This is a genomic window from Mycobacterium sp. NGS17 (assembly GCF_059813205.1).
The window spans coordinates 26,364-36,047 of sequence record NZ_JCALED010000004.1 but is presented as its reverse complement, the minus strand read 5'-3'; the positions used below and the strand labels follow the sequence as shown (position 1 = coordinate 36,047).

The following is a 9,684-nucleotide window of genomic DNA, read 5'->3' as shown; positions in this document are numbered from 1 at the left end:
CGGCAACTGAGCAGCGATGACAGCGCGGCGGAACTGCTGCCGATAGAAGTCCTCAAGAAGGGCACGGGCATCCCGCTGTGCTGCGTCCATGAAGGTCTCGGCCTGAGTTACGCGTATCGGGTATTGGGCGATTACCTCGATTGCCCGATCATCGGAATCAACCAAATCCCGGACAACGGCGAATTTGGCCGGCAATCGATTCGTGACATGGCGAAGGACTATGCCGATCGACTGCAGGCCCTTTATCCAGTGGGGCCCTACAACCTGCTTGGCTGGTCTTTCGGCGGGCCAGTGGCCCATGAACTGGCCGTCGAGCTTCGCCGGCGCGGCTGCGAAGTCCAGCGTTTGATCATGCTGGACCCGGTGCTCGGCGATAGCGGGCCCACGAATACCGTTGCGCCGGAGGAGATTCAGGGCGAGAGTCGCATCTTGGACCTTACGTTGCGATCCAACCGCATCGCTGTTCCCGAACACGCGGAGCCACTCACCTACGAGCGGGCTGAGGAACTGATCCGCCAGCAGGGAAAGGCGGTGGAGTTGATTCTCCCGCCGAGGCAAATCTTCGAGTTCGTGGTTGACAATTACAATTCGAACGGGTCGCACCTGCGACAGCATGTGCCCGGCGTGTTCGATGGCGAAGTGATCATATTTTCGGCCCTGCGAGACGTCGGCAACGAGTCGTCAGACCCGCGAAACTGGAACCCATACGTCGAAGGTGCCATCACGGTGTATCCGGTCGACTGCGGCCACGACGACATGATGGCCGGCGAATCGCTCGCTTTGTACGGGGAACAGCTCAAACTCGTGCTGAAGTCGTGACCCGGCTCCCTCGCGACCGCGTTAGGTGATGTCGCCTGTCAGGTTGAACTCGTCCAGCGTGCGCGCAGCCAACTCGCGCATGGCCAGTTTCGTGTTGTCGGCGCCCGGCTGGTAGGCGCCGACGCTGATGACGATTCTGTCGTGCAGGCGCCAGGACTGCACAGTCATCAGGCCGCCCGTGCGCTCCAGCCACTGTCGCGTCAGGTGTTGAAAACCCAGTCGTCCGGTGACGAACTCGGCGTCGCTGCCATCGAGGCGGCAGACCACCGAGCCAAGGTCACCGAGATTCGAGCACAACACCGGCAGGGCTTCGCTGAGCATCGCGTAGTCCAGCGCGCTCAGCCGTTTCAGGACCCGTTTCGGTATGAACGGGATCAGCGAAGCGACCTGCGAGGACTCTTCGGTGGATGTTTCCCGAAGGGTCACCAGCGCCTGCTTGATCGCGGCGCGCACCTCACGCAGATCTGTCGTCACCCGTGTCGGGTCGACGCTGACACGCGCGAACGACACCGCGTTCGCGCGCATGTCACCCTCGGCCCGGGTGCTGATGGGAAGTTGCACGGTGACGGTGTCGTCACCGGCGCGCCGGCGGCCCACGTGCTCCGCGAATTTCGCCACGAACCCGGCGAGCAGAGTCTTACTGGTTCCGCCGAGCGCCGCCGCGCAGGCATCCCACTCGGCCAGGTCGACCAAGGCCGTGACGGTCGGCACGACGACGGGATCTGCGACGTCGTTGGTGTCGCTTAGCATTGGCGGCCGAGGTTTCTGCGGTTGTGCGGTGTTCTGCCGCTGATTACGGGCCTGCCGTGCCGCCGCGACAAGCGCCCGACCGATCTCAGGCGCCTGCTGCGCCGTTTGGCGGGCATCCTCCACCAGCGCGCGCCGTCGAGTGCGCGAACGTGGCGGTGGATAACCAAAGTCGTGGGTGATGCCCGAAAGGGCCTCGATCCCCGACACGACAAGTCCGAGACCGTCGAGCAGGTAATGGGAAATCACCAGGCTTACCGCGGTGGAGCCATCGGTCAGTGGAAGCACGGCCAGATGCCAACCGGGGCCAGATTCCGGGTCGACGGGGATTTGTGAGCGTTCATCTGCCCAGTCGCTGACGTCGGCGCGTGGGCGGGGGTGCTCCGCGATATCGAGGTCCGTCGGGCCGGGGTCGGACACCCATCGATACCGGGCAAATGGCAGCGGCGAACGCTCGATGCGCCTCCCCAGCAACCCACGACTGAGATTGTGGTGAAAACGCCTCACTCCGTCGAAGTCAAGGGGGTGCTCATAAACCCACAGAACCTGCATGATCTGCTTCGGCCCCGTGACGCGCTGCCCCATGAATAGGGCTTGGTCCACGTAGGCGAGGCGATTGTCCAGGCACGCTTCACCGTTGACTGCGCGGGTGCCTACGGAGGCTCGTGCAGGAAGTATCCGCAGTGGCACCGATCAGCCTTTCCGGTTGTTCAATGTGATCCTGCGAGCTTGTCGCACAGCATTTCCGCCAAGCCGCGTATGGTGCCGATGTCGGCGAGATCGGTGGAATTCATGCGTATTCCCGTTTCGGTCTCGACGCGGGTGCGCAGCTCCAGCGCGCCCAATGAGTCCATGCCGTACTCGGCGAGCGGCCGGTCGACATCCACGTTTCGGCGCAGGGTCAGGCGGACCTGGTCGGAAATCAGTCCCAGCAGCCGGGTGGGCCACTCGTCGAAGGGCAATCCCTTGAGCTCGGCACGCAATCTACTTACGCCCCTTGCAGTTTGGCCAGCGGAGCGGACCGCCTCGAAGAAGGGGGTGTGTTGGGCGAAGGTGGTCGTTGCGGTGCTCATGACCGTATAGCCGGCGTAGGCACGCTCATGACGCAGCAGCGTCTCAAACGCGTAAGCGCAGTCGTCGGCGGTGATGGCGATGTCGACATTTTCGGCGGTGGCGGAGGCGGGCTGACCCCATGGGCCCCACGCGATCGCGGTGGCCGGCAGCCCCTTCGCCCGCCGCCACAAGGTGAAGGCGTCTAGCCAGCTGTGGGCTGCGGCGCAGGCGCCCTGTCCCGGCGAGCCCACCAGAGCGGCTGCCGAGGAGAACGAGCAGAACCAATCCAACGGCTGGCCGGCCGTGGCAAGGTGTAGGTTCCATGCGCCGTAGACCATTGGCGCCCAGCTGCGTTGGATGAGCTCGTCGGTGGTGTCGGTCAGAGCGGCATCATCGGCCACCGTCGCCGCATGCACCACCCCGCGCAACGCAAGGCCGGTGGCCGTCGCCGCCATGACCAAACGCCGAGCCGTAGCTTCCTCGGCGATATCGCCACACTCCACCACAACGTCGGCGCCGATCGCGCGGATGCGCTCAATCTTGTCCAGCGCCTCGGGGGCCGGCTGCGTGAGTGAAGACAACACGATGCGTCCGCAGCCCTCCCCTGAAGCGGGAGAAGCCATTCTCTCGGCCAAGAACAACCCCAGGCTTCCGAGCCCATCGGTGATGATGTAGGCGCCGTCGTCGCGGAAGACCCGGGCCGCCGCCGGCGGCACCTTCACCCGGGTGCGCCCGGTGCGGGGGACTTCTAGCACGAGTTTGCCGGTGTGTCGAGCCTCGCTCATCGCCCGAATCGCGTTGGCGGCCTTCTCTATCGGGTAGGGCGTGCTGTGCGGGATGGGCAGCACACCGTCGGCGCTGAGTCGATACACCTTGTCCAACAACCCGCGCAGCCGGTGCGGGTGGTTCTCGGACATAGCGGCCAGGTCCACGGCGTAGAACGCGAGGTTGCGCCGCAACGGCAGCTGACCCAACCGGAGGTCGCCGAAGCCGTCATGTTTACCGATCTCGATGAATCGTCCGCCGTGCGCGAGCAATTCGATCCCCGCGCGCTGGGCGGCGCCGGTGACCGAGTTGAGCACGATGTCGACTCCATAGCCGCCGGTCTCGCGGCGTATCAGGTCGGCGAATTCGATGCTTCGTGAGTCGTAAACGTGCTCGATACCCATGTCGCGCAGCAGATCTCGGCGCTGCTCGGTGCCGGCAGTCGCGAAGATCTCGGCTCCCGTCGCGCGGGCGATCGCGATCGCCGCCTGCCCGACACCACCGGTGCCGGAATGGATCAATATCTTGTCGCCGCTGTCGATGTGGGCGAGATCGTGCAGTCCGTACCAGGCTGTCGCCGTCGCAGTGGTGACTGCGGCCGCCTGCTCGTCAGAAAGGCCGGCCGGCAGAGTAACGGCCGAGCGCGCATCGCACGTCAGGAACGTACCCCACGAGCCGGTGGGACACAGGCCGCCGACATGGTCGCCCACCTTGTGATCGGCCACGCCCGGCCCGACCGCTGTCACCAGCCCGGCGAAGTCGGTGCCGAGCCGCGCTGGGTGGCCGTCGAGTTCTCGCGGCGCGAGACGACCGGATGCTAAGAGGACGTCGGTAAAATCGACGCCGGCCGCGCTGACCGCGACTTCGATCTGTCCGGGCCGGGGCGTAACCCGTTCGCAGGCAACGAGTTCCATCGATTCCAGAGCGCCAGGTGTACGGATCTGCAGGCGCACCCCGTCGCGCTCGTGGTCTGCTACGGTGGTGCGCCGCTCCTCGGGAAGCAGCGGACTGGGTGACAACCGCGCGGTATACCAATCGCCGTTACGCCAAGCGGTTTCGTCCTCCTCGGATCCGCTCTCGAGTTGCCGGGCCAGATGTTCGGCTTCGGCGTCGGGGTCCAGATCGATATGAGTGACCCGCAAGTGGGGGTGTTCCGTGCCGACCACTCGGATCAGACCCCGCAGTCCAGCGTGTTCCAGGTTCGGTTCATCACCGGAAAGCACCGTCTGAGCGGCGCGGGTCACCACATACAGGCGAGACGACTCGCCTGGGAGATCTGGCAGTTCACGGATGATCCGCACCAGATGGTCCACACACTCGCGGCCCAGCTGGGGGTCAACCGAGTCACCGTTCTGCGGTCCCATCAGTACCACTACGCCGGTAAACCCAGTGCCGAGAAGATGTTTCCGAAGCTGTTGGCTGTTCACTGCGTGGTCAGCGTGCGGTGTCCAGGACACGGTGGTGCATTGCGAGCCGTGGCTTTTCAGGGCGTCGGGCAAATCGGTGGCCAGAACGTCTGCGACGGCGGTGGTGCTGATCAGCAGCCAGCTTCCGGGATGGGCGTATTCGACGTCGGGCAGTTCTCGCTGCCGCCATTGGATGGTCAACAACCGCTCGGCCAGAACCCGGTCTTTCCTGTCCTTCTCGGAGAGACCGGTTTCCAATCGCAACCCCTCTACGACGAGCAGGACTGCGCCGTGCTCATCGAGCACCTCGAGATCGGCCTCGATCCCGGAACTGTCGGCTTTCGATACGCGTGTGTAGCAGTAGTGGGCGTTGCGCGCCGAGGCGTAGGCCCGCAGCCGGCGGATGCTGTGTGGCAACGCCAACACGTTCCCGCCAACCGCCTGCATGGCCGGATGAGCCGCGACCGATTGGAAACAGGCATCCAGCAGTGCGGGGTGCGCGGTGTAATCATGTTGACCGGAGCGGATTTGACGGGGGAGCGCGACCTCGGCCACGGCGCTGCTACCCGCCTCGCCCGTGTGCACCGCGCCAAGTCCGGTGAACGCCGGACCGTACTGAACGCCCCGCTCGTCCAGGCGCTTGCGCACCTCGTCGCCGTCTTCGCTGCGCGGATGCGCGGCAAGAAGCGCGGCAATGTCGCGCACGGCGAGGTGTCGTTCGTCAGCGGCGTGCAGGACCGCATTGCTGAGCCGGGTTCTCTCGCCGCCCCGGAATGCCTCCACCGCGAACTCGACCGCCCCTGCGGACGACAACGACGCCGAAGCGCCGATCGCGGTCTGCTCATCCAGCGCCAGCGTCCGCTCGAAGTGGATGTCGCGGACTTCCGAAATCTCGCCCAGCACCGTGTGCGCGGCGGCCAGCGCCATCTCGCAGTGGGCCGCCGCCGGAAGCGCAGGGACACACTGGATCTGGTGATCGTCGAGCCATGGCTGGGCGGCGGTGCCGACCTCTCCCTGCCAGACATGACGCTCCGGCTCTTCCGGCAAGCGCACGTGCGCACCCAGCAGCGGGTGGGCCGAAACAGTGCATCCGGCGGCGGTGGCAGAGGATTGGTGATCGTCACGGTCCAACAGCAGCCGGCGGTGCGTCCACGTCGGCAGGGGCGCGTCTACCAGTCGCCCGCCCGGATAAAGCGCGGAGAAGTCGACCGCTGCGCCCGCATTGTGCAGATCCGCCAAGAGGCCGCGCAGCCCGTGCCGCAGCGCTTGCTCGCTTCGCATGCCGGCCAAGGCGGCCACCGAGATGTCGAGGCTTCGAGCGTTCTGTTCGAGATATGTGTCGAGCAGGGAATCCGCCGCCAGCTCGGCGAAAACCCGGTGGCCATCCTGCATTGCGGCCTGGACCGCCGCGGCGAACCGCACCGTGCGCCGCACATTGTCGACCCAGTAGCGGGCATCGCACACCGGCAGCTCGCGAGGGTCGAACTGGCTCGCGGAGTAGATAGGCACTTCTGGCGTTGCCGGTGACAGCTCAGCCAGCGCCTCCGACAGTTCATCGAGGATGGGTTGGACCACCGGGGTATGCCATGCCGCGTCGGTGACGATTTCGCGAGCTGCCACCGTCCGTGATTGCCACGCTTTCACCAGTTCGCGCACCGTCTCGGTTTGGCCGCCGACGATGGTGGACTCGGGTGAAGCCACCACGGAGATCACAACGTCCCTGATCCCACCGGCCATCAACTCGGAAAGCACTTGCTGCGCCGGCATTTCCACCAGGGCCATCGCACCGGAACCGGCGATGCGCGCCATCAGCCGGGAGCTGCGGCAGATGACCCGCACCCCGTCTGCCAGCGACAGCGCGCCCGCGACCACTGCCGCCGCGGTCTCGCCCAGCGAGTGCCCCACCACCGCGCCGGGGCGCGCGCCGTAGGACTTCAAGGTGGCCGCCAACGCGACCTGCATAGCGAACAGCGTCGGATGCACCCGGTCTACGCCGGTCATCACCTCCGGTGACCTCATCGCTTCGATTACCGAAAAGCCCGACTCCTGCGCGATCAGTGGTTCGACCGCCGCAATCGCGGCAGCAAACGCCGGCTCGTTGGCCAACAGGTCGGCCCCGATGATTGCCGACGGCGACCCGTGACCGGAGAACACCCACACCGGGCCCCGATCGTCGCGTCCGGCCGCCGCCCGATACGAAGTTTCGCCGTCGGCGATCTGGAGCAGCCCCGCCGCCGCCTCGTCGAGGTTGGCGGCGACGACCGTGGTGCGCACGGGGCGGTGGCCACGACGGCGCGCAAGGGTATACGCTAGATCAGGCAGCGACACCTCGTCATGTGACTGCATCCAGCTGGCCAATCGCCTTGCGGTGCGGCGCAATTCGCTGGACGAGGTGGACGAAAGCGTCAAGAGTAACGGTGGCTGGAGGAGCGATGTCGCTCGTTCGGCCTCTACATCGGGCTCGAAAGTTTGCGGCGCTTGCTCCAAGATCGCGTGGGCGTTAGTACCCGAGAACCCGTAGGCCGATACCGCTGCTCGCCGCGGTTGGAGGTCATCGCTCGGCCACGGCGTATTCGACTTCGGCACGAAGAGCTTTGTGTCGATTTGCGCGAGCTCATCCGGCAGGCGTGAAAAGCGTTGATTCCCGGGTATTGCGCCGTGCCACAGGGCCAGGGCCGCCTTGATCAAGCCGAGCGTTCCCGAAATCGATTGGCTATGTCCGAAATTCGACTTTGCCGAGCCGAGCGCGCAGGGACCGGCAGCGCCGTAAACCTCTGCCAGGCTTGCGAATTCGATCCGATCACCGACCGGGTCGCCGCTGCCGTGCGCCTCGACCATGCCGACGCTGCCGGCCTCCACCCCCGCCGCTGCCAGGGCCGCCCGGTAGGCGGCTACTTGTGCCGGCCGCGACGGTGTGGTGATGGCCGCAGTTCGGCCACCGTTGTTCAGGGACGTGCCGCGCACCACGGCCAAGATTCGGTCCCCGTCACGCAGTGCATCCGGTAACCGCTTGAGCAGCATCATTGCGCTGCCCTCGCCGATGGCGAAACCATCGGCGGCGACGTCGAATGCGTGGCAGCGCCCGGTCGCCGAGAGCACGCCGCCGGCTGATCCGGCGGCGTATCTTCGTGGATCCAGCGTCAGCGAAACGCCGCCCGCCAGCGCCAGATCGCATTCGCTGTCGTGCAGGCTGCGACATGCGAGATGCACCGTGACCAACCCAGACGAGCATGCGGTATCCACCGTTATCGCCTGACCGCGTAGGTCCATGGCGTAGGCGATTCGTCCGGACGCCATGCTGCGACTGTTACTCAGGAATCCGTACGGGCCCGCCTGAGTGTAGGAATCGGCCGCCACCGAGAGGTAGTCGTCGTGCGACACGCCGACGTAGACGGCGGTCCGCGACCCGGCCAAACTCGCAGGGTTGAGGCCCGCGTGTTCGACTGCCTCCCATGAGGTTTCCAGCAGCAGCCGATGCTGCGGGTCGATCGCGGTCGCCTCACGCTCCTCGATCCCGAAGAACTCGGCATCGAACCCCGCGGCGTCGTCCAGGAACGAGCCCCACTTCGACACCGACCGACCGGGCACCCCGGCCTCGGGGTCGTAATATTCCTCGGCGTCCCAGCGGTCGGCGGGGATCTCGGTGATCAGGTCATCGTCGCGCAGCAACGCTTCCCATAACCGGTCCGGCGAGTCGATTCCCCCTGGAAGTCGGCACGCCACACCGATGATGGCAACCGGGGTGGCAGGCCTGGCCGCGCCGGGCGAACAGCTCAATGACTCCGATCGACGTGCATCATCATCATCGATGGCCCGGAATGCAACCATTCCGCCTCCTTACGGGCAACGACCACCTGGCCTTGCCCCCTCCTTGACTCAAGACCCGGTCCCCCGATTACCAGCTCCACCACCCACGCCGCTTGATCCTTTACACGTCGGCGATTTCGGTGCCGCCAGCGGCCCACATGGCAGGGCGATGGTATTACGCGCGCCGCCGACGATTTTAAAGAGTTGATAAGATCGTTACCTAACCGTGATATTAGCTGGGCTGTGTTCACAGTCAAGGCTGTGAACGGATCGCGACCCCGTGACCGCGTCCGCCGATCCGGTTGTCATCGACGGTGACGACCCGCCGCTTGGCGACGGGCCCCTCGCACACTCGGTCGCGGGGGATCGGTCCTGCTTAGCGGCTACGCAAGCGTCAATAACCGTGATCTCACTTACCGGCGCTCCGGCGCCGCGGCGGCGACGCTTTGGGTATCGCGCTCTCAGGCCTCTCCTCGGCCGTCCGTGCGCGTCCACAACCGCCTCGCGGTGGCGGCAGGGTGTTTGCTCGCGGCGGTTGACGCCCGTACCGGAGCCCTGCCTCGGCGAGCGGCGTGGCTGTCGGTGTGTGGCCCGACGACGCTCCATCGCCAACGGGTCATCGCAGCACAGTTGGCGCCGGGTGCGATGGCCGTACCGCGCCCCGCGTCATCAGGAACATTTGCCCGAACCCACCACTGTGGCTGTGGGCTTCCGGGTATCGTTTGGGGCGGTTTCACTCAATCTCGACTACAGGATCTGGAGAATCACTCGGTGAGCGTCAATCCGTTCGACGACGACAGTGGCAGCTTTTTCGTGTTGGTCAACGACGAGGAGCAGCACAGCTTGTGGCCGACCTTCGCCGATGTTCCGGCTGGTTGGCGTGTGGTTTACGGCGAAGCCGACCGCGCTGCGTGCCTGGACTACATCGAACAGAACTGGCCCGACATACGGCCGAAGAGCCTGCGCGACAGGTTGGCAGCCGGCAAGGCGTCTGACGAGTAAGCCTGCAGTCGCGCCGCATCGCAGGGGCCGCGAAATTTACGTTGCGTGAACCGTCACGTTCCGGGCCCACGTGCCAGGCACCGCA

Annotated in this window: 4 protein-coding genes; 2 read left to right on the top strand and 2 right to left on the bottom strand. The window is 65.6% G+C overall.

Translation table 11 applies throughout. The annotated features are described in order from the left end of the window. The first annotated feature begins 123 nt into the window (after positions 1-123). Complete coding sequence (locus AC5Y7E_RS10345) at positions 124-819, top strand: thioesterase domain-containing protein (RefSeq protein ID WP_499949184.1); 696 nt, start codon at positions 124-126, stop codon at positions 817-819. 21 nt (positions 820-840) lie between these two features. On the opposite strand, the gene AC5Y7E_RS10340 is transcribed toward AC5Y7E_RS10345, so the two are convergent. Beyond that, complete coding sequence (locus AC5Y7E_RS10340; protein ID WP_499949182.1) at positions 841-2,190, bottom strand: hypothetical protein; 1,350 nt, start codon at positions 2,188-2,190, stop codon at positions 841-843. Between the two features lie 86 nt (positions 2,191-2,276). Next, complete coding sequence (gene pks2 / locus AC5Y7E_RS10335; protein ID WP_499948856.1) at positions 2,277-8,618, bottom strand: sulfolipid-1 biosynthesis phthioceranic/hydroxyphthioceranic acid synthase; 6,342 nt, start codon at positions 8,616-8,618, stop codon at positions 2,277-2,279. 750 nt (positions 8,619-9,368) lie between these two features. Here pks2 and AC5Y7E_RS10330 point away from each other — a divergent pair. Next, positions 9,369-9,599, top strand: coding sequence for an MbtH family protein (locus AC5Y7E_RS10330; protein WP_499919798.1), 231 nt, complete (start codon positions 9,369-9,371; stop codon positions 9,597-9,599). Positions 9,600-9,684: the final 85 nt, after the last annotated feature.